Source organism: Micromonospora sp. NPDC048887 (genome assembly GCF_040649715.1).
Classification (GTDB): Bacteria; Actinomycetota; Actinomycetes; order Mycobacteriales; family Micromonosporaceae; genus Micromonospora.
This window is the reverse complement of record NZ_JBEZGA010000026.1, coordinates 1-17085: the sequence shown is the minus strand read 5'-3', so window position 1 is coordinate 17085 and position 17085 is coordinate 1. Positions and strand designations below refer to the sequence as shown.

Below are 17085 nucleotides of genomic sequence, written 5' to 3'. Positions count from 1 at the left end.
GCGAATCTCACCGACGGGATGCCGCAGCCCTCGGGAAGCTCGGCGAGAGGGCGACGGAGGCGGGCCGGAGACGATCCACAGCCGCGTGATGTCGTGGGTGACCAGCGGGCCGATGCCCGTTCCGGCCCCCTAGAAGAGGGTTGCCTTGGCGCACGACGAGACCGCACCCGCACTGTTGATCCTGCAGCTGTAGATCTGCACGTCGCGAACGTCCTTGAAGGTCCAGCTGTGATACACAGTGTCGTAAGCCCCGGTGGTCACCTTGATCGGGTTGGCAGTCGAGTAAACCCATGAACTGCCGTTCCACTTGTAGTAGGTCAGGTGCAGCGCCGCACCGTAACCATCCGGGCAGAGATCACGCTCCCATGCGTCGAAGCCACCTGCGAATGCCTGGTAGCCACCTTTGACGCCGCCATTCGCGTAGTAGGTGTAGGTGCCCCCCGCCTTGGTCGTCATATCACAGCCGCGGCCCGAATCAGCTGGCCCGTTGGCGTAGAAGTTCAACGTGGTGGCGGCGCTGGCCGGAGTGGCGAATGCCATGACTGCCGTCGCCGTTGCGCAAGCCATCAGGGCCGTCCTCTTGATGAATCTCATGAGCGCGTGAAACCTCCATGCTCCAGCGATCGCGGAAAGACGGGGGTTGAGTCCCCGTATCGCGCTACGTGGGTGCGCGAGTCGACCTGCAAGCCATTCTGGACGCCACGAGTCAGGATGGCGTTAGCGCAGAGCGCACGCCGCTTAGCTCTCGATGCCGACCAGGCTGCGCGAAACCATCCCCCGATACTCGCTGGGCGTCATGTCGTAGGAGAGCCGAAATGTCCGGGTGAAATCGGCCGGTCGCGGAAAGCCCCAGCGCAGCGCGATCGCGTGGATCGGACGGTCTCGCAGCCGGGGATCGGCGAGATCGCGGCGGCAACGGGCCAGTCGTTCACGACGGATCCAGGCAGAGACGGTCAAGTCCTGCTGCCGGAAGAGTTGGTGGAGGTGGCGGACCGAGATCTGGTGCGCGGCGGCGATGGTCACCGGGGACAGCTCCGGATCACCGAGGTGCTGTTGGATGAAGGCGTGAATGCGCAGCATGAGAGCGTTCTGAGGGCTCTCGGACGGCAGTCCGCATCCAGCGCCGAGTTCCCGGGCGAGTGTGATGGACAGCAGATCGAGGAAGACCGTGGCCAGCCGAGGGGAGTCCGCAGGCTCGTAGTCGCGTGCACCCCTGACCAGTCCGAACAGGAACTGTGCGACCAGACCTCCGGTTCCGACTCTCCCGGACAAGCGCGCGCCGAGCAGTTGCTCGACGTTGCGCGTGGGCAGCAGCGCTCTGGGGAACTGTGCCACCACCGTGCGAGCCGCCACCGGATTCGCGGCGGTCACGTGCGCCTCGTATGGATGTGACGTGTCGTAGAGCACGAGGTCGTCCGGCCCCGCAACGCTTTCCCGGCCGCGTTGGGCGATCCCTTGCCTGCCCCCAAGGATCATCCCGAGGCTGAGATACCCGGGGTCGCTCTGCCGGATCATTCTCGGCGTACGCCGACACCGCAACGAGGGATACGTCATGGCGACGATCTGGACCGCGCCCAGGTCGAGATGCTGCATCGTTGCCCGAAAGTCCTGGTGCGGGATCTCGGTGGCTACGTCCGAGGCCGCGAGCGATCGCATCGTCATCTCGTGCCAGCGGTCGAATCGCTCGTCGACCGGGAAGTCCCTGCTGTCGAACAACGTCTGGATCATCGTCATCACCCCTTCGAACAGGACAGCAAGAGACCAGGGCGACTACATAGGTCCCGCGACTTACTGGGAAGTACAGCACACCGTGAGTACTGCACCGCATGCGTCGAGAGGGTCGACGAGCATCGATGCCAAAACGTGGTCGGCGGTGATCTTCAGCTCCTGACGTGCTGGCGTTCGTCACCGCTGGTGACGTAAGGAAACAGCGGTGCTGCTCGCTCTGGAGTGAGGGCTGGCTGCCCGGTCGCCGCACGTTCTCGTACACGAACGGTCGCGGTGGGCCGGACGGGCCGAAGCGTACGAGCGCAGCTTCGCCAAGCTCTGCGCGTACCCGGCGGAAGCGCTGCTGGACGCGGCGGGGTGCGGGCCGGACGGCGGGTGATCGACGTCGGCGCCGGGCCGGACACCGTCGCCGGTTGCTCCGCTGCCGACCAGGCGTACGACGGTCAGCGCGACAGCATCCGGCGGACCCGACCGCCCACCGCCTGCTTGACCCGGTCGCGCAGTGGCTGCGCGCCGAGCGCCTTGAGCTTCTGCCGCAGCGCCTGGTTCTCGTCCCGAAGCCACCGCATGCGCGCCAGCAGTTCCTCGGCGGTGTAGGCGGAGGCCGGCCGGACCGCCTGCGGGTAGACGGTTTGGCGGACCTGCTCGTCGAAACGGGTGGCGCTGTCCCCGTCGGCGAACGAAAGGCCGAGGTCGTGCTTGGCGAGGAACGCGGTGATCCGGGCGAAGCGCTCCTTGTGGCCCTCGTTCAGGGCCGTGTAGTCGGCTTCCTCGTAGAGTTGGGCGGCATCGACGTCGGCCGGCACGTCGCGCATCAACCGGTGCGGGATGTCGAAGTAGCGTGCCAGTTCCAGGGTGCGCGAGTCGTGCGCGAGGAGATACCCGGGAGTGCCGGCGAGCAGCGCCGCGATCGTGCCGTGGATCCGGGTGCCGAAGGCGAAGTCGAATCCGGAGAGATACTCCATCCAGGGCCACGGGTCCACGAACATCCGCACCTTGTCCTCGACGAAGAGCGGATGTGAGGTGTAGATCGGCATGTCGTCGGTCTTGCCGAGCAACTTCGGCGCGTCGCCGTAGAGCAGGGTGCCGAGGGCGTACAGGCCCTGCGCCAGGTAGCGCAGGTTCGGGTAACGCTGGTGGTGGTGCGCGACGATCGGGGCCAGCGCGCGGACGTACGGCGAGATGACGAACGCGAGCCGATCCTGGGTGCTCAGGGTCGCCTTCGCCTTCTCGACCCGGAGGCTGTCGCCGTGCAGGAACATCGACGGGCAGCCGATCTGCTCGACGGCGGAGAAACCCAGCGTACGCAGGTAGTTTTCGCTGATCTCGCCGCGTACGCCGATGCTGTGCGATCGGTCCAGCACCGCCCGGCAGAAGGCCTTCACCGGCTCGTCGATCGGGCGCAGGTATTCCAGGTCGCCGTCCACGTCGGTCTGCGCCCCGACCCCGAGCACCACCACCGGGATCTTGAGCCGCTCGATCAGCCGCGTCATCGACGTCAGCCGGTTCACGTAGTCGTGGCGAAACGCGTTCGCCAGCGGAATCACGAAGGCGTCGTACTTCTCGTTGATCTCGTCGGCATCGCGCGGGTCCGCCCGGAACCGCGACGGGGTGATCTCCGCCGCCGAGGTGGCCAGCAGCTTGTGCGCGGCGTGGCTGAAGACCAGGTTGCCGCTGTTCTTGCCGATCCAGTCCCGCTCGTAGGTCTCCTCTGCGGTGACGACGTCGAACGGGCCCTTGCGGGCTCGCAGCAGGATCCGCTGGTGCATCCGGGGTGTCCACCCTTCGTCTCGGACGCCACGGCGCCCGGCGAGGCCGAAGCGGCGCGACCGGCCGAGCACGGCCCTGTTCCGTGCAGAAGCAGAAATCCTACCGCTCCATGCCGAACCGGATCCCGCCTGCCCGGCACCTGACATCCGCCCGTGCTGAGCGCGTCCAGCTCTCGGTGGAGCGTCTGGGCGAGCGAGCCGTGGCGCTCGACCTGGACGCCAACGGCAGCCTTCTCGCCACCGCGATCGCCGCCACCCGACACCGACCGCAGGCCGCAGCGTTGGAGGTCTTGCGCTACCTGCTGGAACTCGGTGCCAAGCCCGCGCCTGGCGAGGAGAGCCCGATCGTCCAGGCGGTGCTGGGATCGGCCGCACCTGCCACGATCCGCATGCTGCTCGGCCATGGCGCTGATCCGAACTCGCGGCGCTCCGACGGCACCCCAGCGCTCATCCTCGCCGCTCGGCGCGGTGACCACGCCGCCGTTGACGTGCTTCTCACCGCAGGCGCTGATCCGAACGCGGTCGATGGCTACGGGCACACCGCGCTGATGCACGCCATCGAACGCAACGAGCGGGCCGTGAGCAGCGTGCTGCTGTTGGCCGGCGCTGACCATGCGGGCGCGCTCGAGATCGCACGGGGCTGGCAGCGGCAGAACGTTCAGTTCCGACTCGGCGAGATGAGCGTTGGCCTGGACGACGTACCGATCGCCCGTACGACCGTGCGGCTGCATCCCACCGGGTACGAGCTGCGCGGCGATCCGGCAGAGTTCCGCCGCTGGGGGCAGCTCGTCGAGTGTGTGGCGGAGGAGTTGGGCGATGACGAGTGGGAAGCGCGGACCGGTACTCCGTACGCGCTGGCCCGGACCGTCGCCCACCGACTCGTCGACGATCCGGCCAAGTCGCCCACAGCGTCATGGCACCGCATCGAGCTGAACAGTGCAGAGCTGGCAACGGTACGGCAGGCATTCGTGGAGCTCGCCTACGCGGTCCGTGCCACGCTGCCGGACGGCGTCGGGCAGGAGTACGTCCATGACGCGCTCGACGAACTCGATGCCCAGTTGCCCTGACTCGCGTCCGTCCCCCGAGCTGGACGTGCAGCCGCAGCCGACCCTTGCGAGAGCATCCTCCCCGCGGCGCCCACGTCCGCGTTGCCGGCGGTAGAACACCTCGACCGCGTTCCATTCGTCGCCTGCGGTCAGGGCCAGGAGTTCGGCGTCGTCCTGAGCGGTCATTCCTACCTATCGCAGCGGGACAGCGTCAGGCTCGCGATACTGGCCCGCTTCGTCAGAGGACAGTGACGGTGATCACCTGTAGCACTTGGCGCGGTGCTGCACATGTCTGTCCTGGGCGCAGTCGTGTGTCCAGGACAGGAGCAGAGTATGACGACGACCGCGTTGCTCGACCGTGCGCCGACGCCGTCGCCCGTCAGCGGCCCTCCCGGGCGGGCGCCACGGTTGTACGTGCTGGACGGGTTGCGGCTGATCTGTGCTCTTGCGGTGGCCGGATACCACTTCGGCGACTCGTGGAGGTTGGACGGGGTGCGCCCGCCGGCATACTTCCTGCCGGACGCGGCACCGGTGCTGATCTATGGCTTCCTCGGAGTCGAGACGTTCTTTCTGATCAGCGGATTTGTGATCCTCATGAGCGGCTGGGGGCGTACCGTTCGCGAGTTCGCTGCCTCCCGCGCCGCGCGACTCTATCCGGCGTTCTGGGTGTGTGTGGTGACCACGACAGCCGTAACGGCAGTGCTGCCGATCAGCGGCGGGCTGCCTTTCCCACCTCCGCCGGACGGGTGGGGCGTGCTGGTCAACCTGACCATGCTGGCGGAGCCCCTCAACACGCCGCTTGTCGACACCGTGTACTGGACCCTCTGGATCGAGCTTCGGTTCTATCTGATCGCGGCGTGCATTCTTGCGGCCAAGCTGACCGACCGGGGAGCAAAAATATTCAGTGCCGTGTGGCTGGCCGCCGCCGTGATCATGCCCGTTTTCCGGGGTGCCGCCCTGGACGAGGTAGTGATGTCCAATTTCGCGCCGTACTTCATCGCCGGAATCACCCTGTTCCTGCTTCGCCGCAACCGAGCCGATCGATGGCTGTGGGTGCTGTTACTCGCCACATGGCTGGTCAGCCTGCAGCGCGTGCACGGGCGGACCCTGGAGTTGAAGCCCGGCTTCGAGGTAGCCGTCTGGCCGGCACCGGTACTGCTCACCGGGGTTTACCTTTTGATGCTCATCATCGCGCTCGGCTACACCGACCGGGTAAAACTGCGCTGGCTGGCCACCGCGGGTGCACTCAGCTACCCCTTCTACCTCTTGCACCCGCGCATTGGATACAGCGTGATCCGCAACGTGTACGAGGAAACCAACCTCCCCGCGTCGATACTGATCGGCGGCACCGTGCTTGGGCTGCTGGCGGCAGCCTGGCTCGTCCATCGCTTCGTCGAGCGCCCACTCGCACCCCTGATCCGCGGCTTTGTATCGGACCGGCGACGACAATGACCACCAGACGCAACGCGCCGAACACGAGGACGAGTGTGGATCAAACGACCGCGGATGCCGATTCCGCCTTCCGCGAGCTGTTCGAGGCCGCGTATGACGATTTGCTGCTCTTCGTCGAACGCCGTGCACACCTCGCCGTTGCCGAAGACGTGGTCGCCGAGACGTTCTTGACAGCGTGGCGCCGCTTGGACGAAGTACCGAAACCACTCGGCGAGGCCCGCGCCTGGCTGTTCACCGTCGCCCGCAACGTTCTGCACAATCGGCAGCGCAGCGACCAGCGGCAGCAGAGCCTCGCGCTTCGCGTCCTACGGGAACCCGATGCTCCGAGCAGCGCCGAGGCCGACCTCGCGGCTACCCGCATCGACCTGGTGAAGGCTTGGCAGCGCCTGTCATCCGCCGATCAGGAAGTGCTGACGCTGACCGCGATCGAAGACCTCACCGGGCCGCAGGCAGCACGCGTACTGGGCATTTCCCGGCCCGCGTTCAGTCTGCGCCTGCTGCGCGCCCGCCGCCGCCTGCGTCAGCATCTTGGTCAGCGGCCGAACAGCGAACCCACAAACGTCCCTGCACCGGCTGGCCCTTCACGACGCGGAGGCTCCGCATGACCCACGACGATGTCCTCGACCAGATAATCCGCTCCGCCGCGGTCCAGGTGCCCGCACGCGTCGGGCAGGAACCCGCGCGAGAACTGCTCGAGCGGATCGTCGCCACTGATCGGCGGCCACGCCCAGGACCAGCGCGCACACCGCACCGTCGGCCCCGCCTGGCGATCGCCGGCGCGGCCGGAGCGCTCGTCGCCGCTGTCGCCTTCACCCTGACACTTGTCAACGCTGGTCCCGCGTTTGCGTCGTGGACGCCCGAGCCGAGCCCGATCTCGGATGCCGAGGCACGCGACCTCGCCAGCAAATGCCTGCCTGCCCAGGACGCGAGCGTCGCAAGGGTGGTCATCGGCGAAAAACGCGGCGAGTACGCATACGTGAACGCCGTGTCGCCGGCTGGAAGCCAGACGTGCTTCCGCGATCGCAATGGAGACGTGACGAATACCAGCATCCTTACCGTGCTGACCAGCACCGAGCGGCTCGGCGCCGGGGGTGTCGAGATGTACTCGTGGGGTCAACTACGCACCGACGAAGGCTACGTCCGGATCATGGCGGGACATGTCGGCTCACAGGTGACGAGCGTGGAGATCAACTTGCGGACCAAGGATGGCGCTTCGTCACGGACGGCGCGGGCAACCGTTCGCGACGGTTACTTCGGCGCCTGGTACCCCGAGGGCCTCGACGAGTCGAGCAGCAACACCACCACACTGACCGTCCGCCTCGCAGACGGCAGCGCGGTGAACCTGTCCGCCCGCGAACTGTACGAACAACCGAAGCTGGACTGAGAGGGCGATTCGGCAGGCCTCGGTCGGACTGCCGACGACGATTGCCACCGCCAAAGCCAGGAGCAGCAGCGTGCCCGCGTGCTGCACAACCGGTGCGGCGTCAAGGGTCACCGCGACCACGACAGCCACTGTCGCACGCAAGCATTCGGGCTCTGCGGAAAGCGTCCGCCCGCGGCACGACGCAGCAGCAGGCTGACACCGCGGCCGACCCGAGCATGATCGCCTCGATCATCAGGACGTCATCGCGGTGCGACGCCGGGGCGTGACTATTGCGCGGTGGGACGGCCGTCGAGACGCCAGGGGTGCCCGGTGACCCGCGGCCAGCCTTCGGGCGAGTTTTCCCAGTTCTCCTGCCGGCCGTACACCGTGAGGTCCAGGGCGTGGTAGGTCGTCATCAACGCCTCGACGCCCCGCCCGGTGGTCCAGTAGGTCTCGAAGACCTTGTCGCCGTCGCGCAGGTAGCACGCGATGAACCCGAAGTCACGACCGTCGGCAAGAGCCGGGTCGGAGTCTTTCGCCGAATACCAGGGAAACCTATAGCCCATGAACTCCGCGAACGGGGCACTTTCGTCGTACGGACCCTCGCAGAACACGGCGTAGGTGACGTCCCGAGCGTGCAGGTAGTCCAACATCTGCATGTGACAGGTCGAGAAGGTGCATCCCTCACACTGATGCTCGTACGGCTTGCCGTCGTGCCACATGTGGAAGTAGGCGATGAGCATTCGGCGGCCCTCGAACACCTCCACCAGCGGGATGTCCCCTCCAGGGCCCCGCACCGTCACCGTCGGCACCAAGGTCATCGACAGCTGACGACGAGCGGCTGCGATCGCGTCTCCTTCGCGGGTATGGGCCTTCTCCCGGACCAGCAGTTCGTCGCGCTCGCGCAGCCAGGTCTCCCGGTCGACGACCGAGGGCGCGGCGGCGCTGGCCGCGGGGGTTGCCGTCATGGCTGCCTCCTTCGTGGAGTGGGGATCGGTCACAGTTACAGACGACCGAGTCGGCGATCGTCATCGGTGACCGATGACGGATGCGTTCGCGGTCGTCAGTACGGTTGTGAGGACCACTCAGACCCGGGGAAACCACATGTCCGGCTCGCCTGATGAGCAGGCGGTCTGGCTGCAGCGCGCCTTCGACGAGCACTGGCGTGAGCTACACGTCCACTGCTACCGCCTCGCCGGGAACGTCACCGACGCGGACGACCTGGTGCAGGAGACCTTCCTGCGTGCCTGGCGGGCTCGCGACCGCTTCGAGGGTCGGGCGTCGGCGCGCACCTGGTTCTACCGGATCGCCACGAACGTCTTCCTCGACAGCCGCAAGGCGGCCAGTCACCGGACGGTACCGTACGGTGACCCGCTGGAGTGGTCCACCGAGCTCGGTCCCTATCCCGACGCCCTGCTGGGCGGCGATCCGCAGACCGGTCTCGCCGCCCGGGAGACTGTCGAACTGGCCGTGATCGCAGCGCTCATGTACCTACCGCCGCGGCAGCGGGCGGCCTTCGTGCTGCGCGACGTCTACGGCTGGACGCCGCAGGAGATCGCCGCCGCGCTCGACACCGCCGTAGCGGCCGTCAACAGCCTCCTCCAGCGGGCCCGCCACACCCTCCGGCGGCGCGCTCCGTCGGATCCGAAGGACTGGCGCCGCCCGCAGCTCACCAGTAAGGACGAAGAGATCCTGCGCCGCTACGCCAACGCGAAGGACCCGGAGACGATCCGGGCACTGCTCGCCGAGGACGTACGGATCACGATGCCGCCCGAGCCGCCAGTCGTCGGGATCGACGCGGCCGCGGAGTTCCTCGGCCGACCGCTCGACTGGCGTACGTTCCTCACCTCGGCCAACGGGCGCCCGGCACTGATCAACTATCTCCGCCGGCCCGGCAGCCCGCACTACGAGGCGTTGGTCGTCGACGTACTCCGGATCGAGAACGGGAGGATCGTAGAGAGCAACGCCTTCATCGGTGCCCGTCACGTCGCCGCCTTCAGCATGCCCGCCACGCTCGAGCCCTAGACGAGTAGGTCTCAAGCCAAGTGGCCGAGTCTGCGCTGGTAGTGGCTACGCAGCCCGACGGACGTGCGGCCACACGGGCAGCGGCCATCACCGGGATGCGGCCGGCTTGACGTCCATCAGCTCAAGCATCTCGTCGCTGAGTCCGTGGATCGCGATGTCGTCACGCCGGCTCTCCCACCGTTCGCGGTCGAGCACCAGGTTGATCTGCTCCTGGCGGACACCCTCGAAAGCCCGGATTGTGGTGCCGTTCGACTGATAGCCAAGCGACCACGAGACTCCCAGCGACGGCGCGTTGGTGGACCAGGCGGCGGACTCGGCGCGCTCCGCTCCCAGCCCGGCGAACGCGAGATGCAGGATGGCGCCCCGCATCTCCTTGCCGTAACCACGCCGCTGGAACCGCCGCGCGATCCATGACCCCGTCGAGACGGTCTTGGTGATCCCGAAGCCCTGCGCGCCGATCTCCTGCACCCCGACGCACGCGCCATCGACCTTCACAGCCATTACCAGGTTCCATCTGCTCGGCCGCCAGTCCGCCAGGGATGCCCAGTAGTACCGCAGAAACGACCACTCGGCTTGGGGAGACGGTCCCGACTCCCATCCCGCCACGGGCGAACGCGTCAGAAAGCGGTTCTGCGGATCGTAGATGCCAGCTGCCGCATGGATCGCCAGTTCGGCGAGCTCGTCCTCACCCGGCACAGCCAGCTCAAGCACGGACGTCGTCACCCGCAGACGGCGCACGGGCCAGATCTCGGCCAATGTCATCCGAGCATCATGCCCCGTCCTGCCGTCTGCCGTTGCCCGAAGATGTCGGCTGGTGCGTTTCTCAGCCTGGCTAACATCGCGGCTGGTTGGGGCTGGGTCCTGGTTGACGCCGATCTTCGTCTGATGACCTCCGCCCCGCAGGGGATCGACGGCCGGCTCGATGCATGCCGGTGAAGGTCGGCACCCACGGCCGGACATGCCTGTGTGGCGCCGCATCCTCACCAGATCACCCTAGGACATTGCTGTCAGCCTCGCGGACCAGTTGGTTCGCTTTCATTTGCTGCTCCGCGCTTACCGATGCTGGCGGTTACGCAGTATTCTGCTCGGACGACAGGCAACCGCAGTCCTCAGTGGAAATGTCGCACCCGGCTCACCGGACAGGAGAACGGCATGGAAGCCTTCCGGGCGGTGGCTGGACGAGTACCATACGTTCCGGCTAGACGATCGGTCGTAGTTTTCGACCGCGATAGTGCGGCTTCGCTTAGGGCGGTGTCCACCGCGTATGCCACGCCGACGCGGCTCAGAGCTGGATTACGGCTTGGTGCGGGTCCGCGCTCGGCACACGCCGGGTTACCGGCAGGCCATGGGATGGCGGAGCCCCGGCGGCTTCGTTCCGGCTGTCAGCACCTGCCGGCGTATGACGTCCGAGGGTGAGCTGACGGGGCCGTTCTGGGCGGCGCGGGCCTATTCGCGCGGCTCGGGGCAGGACCATCTCGGGCTCGGTTCGGTTAGTTCTGATCGGCTGCTGACGCGGCTGTCGCCGGGCGTCAACGTGCTGACCGCCCACCCACGGTACTGGTCGTTCTACGCGTTCCTGTTGGACGAGTTTTGGGCGCGGGATCTGCCGCGCCACCGGAGCGCCTTCCGGGCGTTCTATCGCCCCCGGGAGGCGTTGTACTCCGTTGCCTGCCAGCTTTGTGAGCAGCCTGAGCACGAGACCCTGACGAGCGGCATCGTCGGGTCCAGGCGCACATACGGTGTGATCGGTCAGGAGGAGTTCGATCCGGGGTTCGACTACATCAAGGAGCCACTCGGCGGATACGGGCTCTACTACCGCACGGTGATGGAGACGATGGGCTTGGTCGTGCTGACCGATCCGGGTACTGGGGTGGTGTTCGACGCTCCGACGCCGTTGGGTCGGTCGGTGGCGGCCGGGTATCGCGCTGCAGTCGACGGAACCCGATTCTACCGGGACTACTTCGCGGACTGCGATGCCGCTGTCCCGCGGGAGGTTCTCACGGAGTTCGCAGCCGCCGGCTGCCTGTGCCAGCTGCCCACGGCCGCCACCGCCGACCTACCGTTACTTCAAGACGTGTTCCTGCACCACGGCGAGCCCGAGGAAGCTGAGCGGCGGCGCGCCACCTTTCGCTTCATTCTCGACTTCTGCCGGACAGCTCCGGCGGAGGCGGTAAGCCAGGACCGCTTTCGCCAGCTTGTCTACTTCCGGCAATTGGACGGCCAGCCGTACGTACCGCTGCCGGGAGTGCTCATCACCGCCCGACGGTGGCGCATCTACCAGGCGCGCGAGTATTTTGCATTTGCCTTCAATCGGCTGTGGGCGTGGGTGGCACGCCGTGGGCTGGAGCTGTCCGACGACGGTCTGAGCCTGGTTCCCCTGAGTAAACTCTGGGCGATCATTACTGAAGAACTCGACGACAACAGCTTTTGCGGCGACCTGCCCGATCCTGGAATCGGGGCCGACATGCCGGGCGCGGCCTTCGCCGAGTGGCTCACGGGGCACGTCGATGTGGCGCCAGGAGTCGACGATCTGTGGCCTCGACACGAGGAGTTCGACGAGCACAGCCTCTACGACTGGTGCGCCAACGCCGAGGACGACGCCGAAACGCTGATCGCGATGCTGGGAATCCTGCTGCTCGTTCACCGCAGACTCGGCGCCCCCGGGCGGCAGGCCGACCTGGGTGACGACGCCGATTTGCTTACCGAGGGTGGCGGCCAGCGCATCGGCATGAGCCGCTTCTACGAGTTGCTACGCAAGCGGCTCATGGCAAACCAGACGATCGCCGAACTCCTCCAATGGATCATCATCGACTTCGTGATTGTCCAGCATGAGCGGGTGGCCACGGCGAAGCTCTTCAGCAGCGGGGACACCTTTCGTTTCCGGCGGGTCGGTGACGCGCTGCGGTTCTTTCCCGCCGACGCGCCGGTCGGCTTCAACGACAGCCGGTTCTGGGCCCTGAGTACGATCGCTCACGAGCTCGGCCTCGTCTCCAGCCTGAGCTTGCCGCAGCGGCAGCTGACCCTCGCCGGGTCGGCCCTCCTGACCGACGGCGACCTCCCAGCTGGCGCGGCGCAGAAGGCGGCGGCGCGGTTCCACCGGGAGAACGCGCGGTGAGTGTCGTGCCCCCGTTCATCGTCCCGGAGCAGGTCCAGGGTGCGTGGACGAACCTGATCGTGCTGACCTACTCGGCACACCTGGACTTCTTCGAGACCCATCTGCTTCGGCAGTTGAGCCGAGTGCCGAACCGGATAGTGCTGGCCGATGATCGGCGGCTGGCCGAGCAGTTCGCCACTGCGGCACGATCCGGGCAGCGGCTCGGTCAGGCAAACCGAACCTATCTGGCCGCACCGGTCCGCAACCCGTGGGCAGCGCATGCGAAGGCGGTGTTGCTGACGACGTCCACAGCGGGCCGGTTGCTGGTCGGCTCGGGCAATCTGGGGCCAGACGGGTACGCCGAACCCGGTGAGCTGTGGCACCGCTACACCTATGACGACAGCATCGGTGAGCATGCCGACGTGTTCGCCGCGCTCCGGTCCTTGATCGACGGGATCGCGGCGTGGGGGTGGCTCGATCCCGCCGCAGTCGCCGGGCTGGGCCTGGCTTGGTCTTCCACTCCGTGGTTGATCCCTCAGCCAACTGCGCAGCAGCCGCTGCACCACAATCTCGATACTCCGCTGATCGAGGTGATCACCGCCGCGGTGGACGGTCCGGTCGAGTTGCTCACGGTGCACGCACCGTTCTACGACGAGGATGTGGCGGCGCTCGGGCAACTGCTGGACCGGCTACGACCCCGCCGTTTGCGGGTTCTGCTCACCCCGGACACGTCGGTCGATGGGGGGCGCCTCACCGCGTTGGCGACTCGCCCCGGCACGGCGGTGTCGCTCGAGAGGGTCCACGTGACCGACGCTCCGACGGCCTTCCTGCACGCCAAGTTCATTCATGTGGTGGGCAGCAAGCAGGAGGTGTTGGTCACCGGTTCGGCAAACATGTCTCGACGGGCACTGCTGCTGACGGCCGCCACCGGCAACATCGAGCTGGCGGTGATTGAGACGCGGCCGCGCGGAGGGTTCGTTGGCCTCTACAAGCCGCTGACGATACAGCCGCTGCCTACCGCGGAATCGATCTCGTTGACCTTTCGGGGCGGCGGTGAGACACCATCGGCAGGTGCCGTGGCACTGCTCTACAGCGAGCTACAGGGCAACCTCCTGACGCTGGTGTTCAACGCAGCCCTGGGTTCGGGTATGCCGGACCTGGTCTTTCCGGACGGGACCGCGGTGCTCGCGCTGGCCGCCCAGGGTGACGGCACGAGTTTCCGGTTCCGGTTGGCTGACAGGGACGTCGATCGGCTCACGCATGGCGGGCGCATCGACGTCCGCCTGCCCGGCAGCGCCGGCACCGCCGATCCGGAGCCGACGTGGCCCTACCACGTGGACTCGCTGCGTGGTCGGATGGAGCGAAGCGGAGACGACAATCATCTGCTGTCCTCGACGGGGACCTTGCCCCGCGACGACAGTGACCTGTTCCAGCTCCTCAGACAGCTGGAGCAGACGCTGATCTTCGATCCCGAGACCGCTTGGAAGGTGGCAGGGACCAAGACGGGAACCGAAGCCGGGGACGGGGGTGACGGGGAGCGGCTGCGGTGGGAGGAAATCGACTGGGACCGGCTCTACCGGCACCCCCGCTATCGGGGCTACCAACGGAGCCGAGGGCCCGATGGAGAGCCCGCATCGGACATCGAGGTCATCCTCAGCTCGATCGCCGCTCGCCTGGGCGGGGCTGCCGGGCCGTCCACTATGGGCGACCGTGACAACGACCTCGACGCCGGAGGCGAACCAGACGACGTCGAGCTGAAGGAGGAGCTCACGCGGCGCCTGAGCGTCTCTACCCGGACCCGCATGGCCTGCAACCGGCTCGCCATCCGATTCACTGCGGCATTGCAGAACAAAGCCTTTCAGGAGAAACTCGGCCCCACCCTGACGGTGCGCAACGCGGTCATCCTGGGCCACGTCCTGCGCGAGCTGCTGCACGGTGACGCTATCGACCCAGGACGGGCGATCATGGCGCAGCTCGCTACGTGGTCGTTTCTGTGGGGCCCGAAGAGTAACGTTGCCTCGCTCCCCGGAGAGGAGCGCGCAGCCGCCGAGCAGGTTCTCACCGGGGCGAAGGCTCGACAAACTATGCTTCGTGCCCTCTCCGAACTCGCCGCATATGACCTCGACGACGAGCTACGTTCGGCCGTACGCGATCAAGCTCAGGCACTGCTGCTGTCGCCGACGCTCGGCCTTGATCAACATCTGCTGAGGCTGACCGCATCAGACGCGCGGCAGGCCGCCGCTCTCGTCGCTAACCTGCGCTACGTCGCTGGGAACTACACGGGTCGCGAGATCGTAGAACTGATGAGTGCCAGTTGGGACATCCGAGCGGCGTCCGTGCGATGGGAGAGAACCATCGTGCGGCGACTTGCCGGCCAGGGATTCCCCGCACGCTCAAGCGAGGTTGATGTTCTTCGGGTGCAGGAACCGATCGCGGGCCTTACCGTCGACCGTGCGGCCACTGATCTGGCCTGCCTCGCCGCCCACCTGATCGTGGGCGGAACGGATCTCGACTACGTGCGCATCCGATTCGCCGAAGGACGCGACGTCGCTTACTGGGACGCCGCCACAGGCGAGGGCATCTGTTTCATAGCCGGTGAGGAGAAGGATCTCACCGAACTGCGGCCCGAGTTTCCAGAATGGTGGCGGCGCCTGGACGAACTCGAAGGCCGGGAAGTTGCCCCTGCGGCTGCCTGACGGCCTCGTGCCCGGTCACCGCCCTGCGGACAGCGGCGCCGGTGCTGTGGCGGATGCGGCCACGCCACCGGATTCCTCGGGCTCGGACCGGTGTACTTCAGTCCATTTCCGTGCATCGGACACCGCACACCACCATTCAAGCCAGGAACGAAGCCGGCCTTTATGAGTACCAGGTCCGCGACTGACGGGCCTGGTACGCCCATCACGCTCTCGATGGCCGCCCACGCCTGCCTTGCCGTGGCCCGATCCATTACCGCAAAAGGGAGCCGGCCCGGTGACGGCATGATGATCGGCTTCACCGCGCCGGGGATGGTCCGAAGGCGACGACGCCGCCAACACCAAGCCCGGATCTGCCACTACCGACGACGCGGCTCCCCCTGGACAACTGCCGCTGTATTAGAGCGCGGCGGTATCCCGCCGGTACCTGCGGCGACAGATGGAAACCCCTGCGGAGATGAGGCCGATGAGGATCGAGTAGACGGCGCAGCGTTCGACGAGGCCGACCAACACGTTGGCCCCTGAGCCGGCGACGGCGAGGAAAGCCACCGTGGAGACGAGTCCGAAGGCGCCGAGCATGACCATGGCCTTCCCGGGCTTCCTACCGATGCCGAGATCTCGGTACATGCGTCCGAGCACGATGATCAGAATGTTGCCGCCGACGATGGCGGCCATGGCACCCAGGCCGTGGAAGTCGACAGTGCCCTGCCGATCGGCTTCGCCGTCGCCGGGGAAGAGCGCCAGCACGACGCCGCCGGCGCCGACCAGGGTGGCCATGCCGAGCAGGACCCCCCGGCGCCAGCCTCGCAGGCCGTTGAGCAGGGCGACACCGATGAACACCAGGACTCCGAAGAGGGAGAAGCCGGTGTTCATGACCCACCAGAGGGGCGAATACACGTACTGGCCGAACGCGGTCAGCGGGCCGTGGACTCCGAGGTCGCTGATGTAGTGGTAGGTGTAGCTGTAGGGCGGACTCCGCCAGGCCGCGGCGGCGACGAACTCGAGCAGCAGGAAGATCGCTGCCGCTGCGGCGAGCGCTGCTCCGGCGGGCCGGCGCTGGCCGCTCCGTTGCGCCGCAGAGACGGTTGCCGTCGGCGTTGCCGTCACCAGTTGTGTCATGGCCGGGAGCCCTTCGGCGAGGTCGGCAGGGACGGACGCCCCTGGTATCACTGCAAAAGTGTAGTGGCACCAGTTTCGGTGTCAATACAATAATGGTCAGAGTTGTACGATGACGGGCATGGCAGGGGAGCTGAATCAAACTGGGCGGCGCGAGCGAAAGAAGGCCATGACCAGAGCCTCGATCCTGCTAGCTGCGCAGGAGCTGTTCCTCAAGCGCGGCTTCGACGCGGTGAGCGTGCGAGAGATCGCCGACCAGGCGGACGTCTCCCCCACCACTGTCTTCGCCCACTTTCCCCAGAAGGAGGCACTCCTCTTCCACGAGGAAGACGCGCAACGCGAGCGACTCGTCGCCGCCGTACGCGAGAGACCGGCCGGCCTCTCGATCTCGGAGGCGCTGAAGGCCTACTACCGCTCCGAGTTCGTCGCCATGTGGTCCGGCGAGGAGGCGCCGCTCCGCCGCCGCGTCATGTCGCTGATGGAAGCCACACCGGCCCTTCAGGAGTACGCCTCCCGGATGTGGCTCCGCCACGAGGACGCACTCGTCGCGGCCATCACCGAGGATCTCGGCCTGTCCCAGCCGAGCGACGACATCCGGGTCTACGCTCGTTTCGCCCTCCAGATCCAGCTACTCGTGACGAGTGACACCGATCCGATGCTCGACGCGGGATTCCGGATCCTCGATCAGGGCTGGAGTGAGCATGATGCGGTTCCCCTCGTAGCGTGGAGGCCGGAGCTTGAGGGATAGAGGTTCATGGCTGAGACGAGACGTCAGTTCGATCCGGAGTTCCGGGCGGGC

The 17085-nt window shown here is 66.8% G+C and carries 14 protein-coding genes; 8 read left to right on the top strand and 6 right to left on the bottom strand.

What is annotated here, in order from left to right; all coding sequences use genetic code 11:
- Nucleotides 1-129: 129 nt before the first annotated feature.
- From AB0C17_RS27725 to AB0C17_RS27715, 3 genes are all read right to left on the bottom strand, one after another.
- Entirely contained in the window at nucleotides 130-594 is a 465-nt protein-coding gene (locus AB0C17_RS27725; protein ID WP_357384721.1) for a hypothetical protein, read from the bottom strand.
- Between the two features lie 144 nt (nucleotides 595-738).
- Nucleotides 739-1728 carry a helix-turn-helix domain-containing protein gene (locus tag AB0C17_RS27720; protein ID WP_357472921.1) on the bottom strand — a complete coding sequence of 330 codons (990 nt, stop codon included), beginning with the start codon at nucleotides 1726-1728 and terminating at the stop codon, nucleotides 739-741.
- Between the two features lie 443 nt (nucleotides 1729-2171).
- A complete protein-coding gene (locus tag AB0C17_RS27715; protein ID WP_357481190.1) occupies nucleotides 2172-3497 on the bottom strand; it encodes a polysaccharide pyruvyl transferase family protein in 1326 nt (441 codons plus the stop codon).
- Between the two features lie 83 nt (nucleotides 3498-3580).
- On the opposite strand from AB0C17_RS27715, the gene AB0C17_RS27710 reads away from it, so the two are divergent.
- The 4 genes from AB0C17_RS27710 (at nucleotide 3581) to AB0C17_RS27695 (ending at nucleotide 7379) form a co-directional block, all read left to right on the top strand.
- On the top strand, nucleotides 3581-4564 hold the full coding sequence (locus AB0C17_RS27710) for an ankyrin repeat domain-containing protein (protein WP_357472917.1): 984 nt from the start codon (nucleotides 3581-3583) through the stop codon (nucleotides 4562-4564).
- Nucleotides 4565-4876: 312 nt separating this feature from the next.
- On the top strand, nucleotides 4877-5995 hold the full coding sequence (locus AB0C17_RS27705; RefSeq protein WP_357384712.1) for an acyltransferase: 1119 nt from the start codon (nucleotides 4877-4879) through the stop codon (nucleotides 5993-5995).
- Between the two features lie 35 nt (nucleotides 5996-6030).
- On the top strand, nucleotides 6031-6600 hold the full coding sequence (locus AB0C17_RS27700; RefSeq protein WP_357384710.1) for an RNA polymerase sigma factor: 570 nt from the start codon (nucleotides 6031-6033) through the stop codon (nucleotides 6598-6600).
- Entirely contained in the window at nucleotides 6597-7379 is a 783-nt protein-coding gene (locus tag AB0C17_RS27695; protein ID WP_357472914.1) for a hypothetical protein, read from the top strand. The genes AB0C17_RS27700 and AB0C17_RS27695 overlap by 4 nt, the downstream gene beginning before the upstream one ends.
- Before the next feature lie 266 nt (nucleotides 7380-7645).
- Here the strand turns inward: AB0C17_RS27695 and AB0C17_RS27690 are convergent, their stop codons facing one another.
- The gene (locus AB0C17_RS27690; protein WP_357481187.1) at nucleotides 7646-8326 is read right to left on the bottom strand and encodes a DUF899 family protein; all 681 of its coding nucleotides are present in this window, start codon (nucleotides 8324-8326) and stop codon (nucleotides 7646-7648) included.
- Nucleotides 8327-8462: 136 nt separating this feature from the next.
- Between AB0C17_RS27690 and AB0C17_RS27685 the strand changes: the two genes are divergently transcribed.
- Nucleotides 8463-9383, top strand: coding sequence for an RNA polymerase subunit sigma-70 (locus AB0C17_RS27685; RefSeq protein WP_357384704.1), 921 nt, complete (start codon nucleotides 8463-8465; stop codon nucleotides 9381-9383).
- Between the two features lie 87 nt (nucleotides 9384-9470).
- Here the strand turns inward: AB0C17_RS27685 and AB0C17_RS27680 are convergent, their stop codons facing one another.
- Nucleotides 9471-10145 carry a GNAT family protein gene (locus AB0C17_RS27680; RefSeq protein WP_357481184.1) on the bottom strand — a complete coding sequence of 225 codons (675 nt, stop codon included), beginning with the start codon at nucleotides 10143-10145 and terminating at the stop codon, nucleotides 9471-9473.
- Nucleotides 10146-10782: 637 nt separating this feature from the next.
- Here AB0C17_RS27680 and AB0C17_RS27675 point away from each other — a divergent pair.
- Together AB0C17_RS27675 and AB0C17_RS27670 are read left to right on the top strand one after the other, a co-directional pair.
- Nucleotides 10783-12498, top strand: a complete 1716-nt coding sequence (locus tag AB0C17_RS27675) for a hypothetical protein (RefSeq protein WP_357472908.1) — start codon at nucleotides 10783-10785, stop codon at nucleotides 12496-12498.
- Complete coding sequence (locus AB0C17_RS27670) at nucleotides 12495-15173, top strand: hypothetical protein (protein WP_357472905.1); 2679 nt, start codon at nucleotides 12495-12497, stop codon at nucleotides 15171-15173. The genes AB0C17_RS27675 and AB0C17_RS27670 overlap by 4 nt, the downstream gene beginning before the upstream one ends.
- Before the next feature lie 396 nt (nucleotides 15174-15569).
- Here the strand turns inward: AB0C17_RS27670 and AB0C17_RS27665 are convergent, their stop codons facing one another.
- A complete protein-coding gene (locus tag AB0C17_RS27665; protein ID WP_357384696.1) occupies nucleotides 15570-16289 on the bottom strand; it encodes a DUF998 domain-containing protein in 720 nt (239 codons plus the stop codon).
- A gap of 118 nt (nucleotides 16290-16407) precedes the next feature.
- On the opposite strand from AB0C17_RS27665, the gene AB0C17_RS27660 reads away from it, so the two are divergent.
- On the top strand, nucleotides 16408-17034 hold the full coding sequence (locus AB0C17_RS27660; RefSeq protein WP_357481182.1) for a helix-turn-helix domain-containing protein: 627 nt from the start codon (nucleotides 16408-16410) through the stop codon (nucleotides 17032-17034).
- Nucleotides 17035-17085: the final 51 nt, after the last annotated feature.